This is a genomic window from Nitratidesulfovibrio oxamicus (genome assembly GCF_015731765.1).
Taxonomy (GTDB): Bacteria; Desulfobacterota; Desulfovibrionia; order Desulfovibrionales; family Desulfovibrionaceae; genus Cupidesulfovibrio; species Cupidesulfovibrio oxamicus.
In genome coordinates this window covers 1-1123 of sequence record NZ_VRYY01000611.1, presented here as the reverse complement: position 1 = coordinate 1123, position 1123 = coordinate 1, and the positions used below count along the sequence as shown (strand labels likewise).

Here is a 1123-nt window from a genome sequence, read left to right as displayed (position 1 = left end):
CCGGACCGGGGCGCGCGGCGTCCCCGGCAGCTGGCGGCCCGCGCACCGCACGCCGCACGCAGGGGGACGGATGTTCCTGAACGAACACCAGAGCAAGAAGCTGTTCGCCGCAGCGGGGATTGCCGTCCCCGCCGGGGATTGTCTGGGGCCGGAAGACGTGGACGCGTATGCGCCGCCGTTTCCCGGCCCCTGGTACGTCAAGGCCCAGGTGCTTACCGGCGGGCGCGGCAAGGCGGGCGGCGTGCTGCGGGCCGATGCGCCCGATGCGTTGCGCGCCACCGCGCGAACCATCCTGGGCATGACCATCAAGGGGCACGCCGTGCCTTTCGTGCGGGTGGAACCGGCCACGGACATCCGCAAGGAATGCTACCTGTCGTTCATGCTTTCGCGCCAGCGGCGCGAGATGCTGCTGACCACCAGCCACCGGGGCGGCATGGAAGTGGAAGCCACGGCAGACAGCCGCAAGCCGCTGGTGCAGCGGGTGCCGCTGGACGCGGGCCTGCGCGAACACCACCTGCGGGCGGCGTTCTTCGAACTGGGGGCGGACCCGGCAGGCTGGGCGGGCTTTCGCGACCTTGCCGAGCGCCTTTTCCGGGCAGTACGCGACGATGGCCTGCTGCTGGCGGAAATCAACCCGCTGGTGTTCACCGGGGCAGGGCAGTGGGTGGCCCTGGACGGCAAGGTGGAACTGGACGACAACGTGGTGGACCTGCGGCCCGACCTGCAGGGCTACTACACGCCGGAACACCACGGCGCGGAGGAAAACGCCGCGCGCGATGCCGGGCTTAGCTATGTGGGCCTTTCCGGCTGGGTTGGGCTTCTGGTCAACGGCGCGGGCCTTGCCATGGCCACCATGGACTTGCTGAACTTTTCCGGCCTGCCCGCCGCCAACTTCATGGACCTTGGCGGCGCGGCGGACGGCGCGCGCATGCGCCGGGCGCTGGACTTGCTGTTCGCCAATCCCAAGGTGCGGGCGGTGTTCATCAACCTGTTCGGGGGCATCGTGTCCTGCGCCGGGGTGGCCCGCGCGCTGATGGAGGCGCTGGGCGCGGAACGCGCCGCCCAGCCCGTGGTGGTGCGCATGGCCGGGCACGAATCGGCAGAGGGGCGCGCACTGCTGCGC

General features: G+C 70.9%; 1 protein-coding gene. It reads left to right on the top strand.

Going from position 1 to position 1123, the window contains the following annotated elements; genetic code table 11:
- Nucleotides 1-70 precede the first annotated feature (70 nt).
- A partial coding sequence (locus tag FVW20_RS16205) for an ATP-grasp domain-containing protein (protein ID WP_307831606.1) occupies nt 71-1123 on the top strand: 1053 nt, incomplete at its 3' end.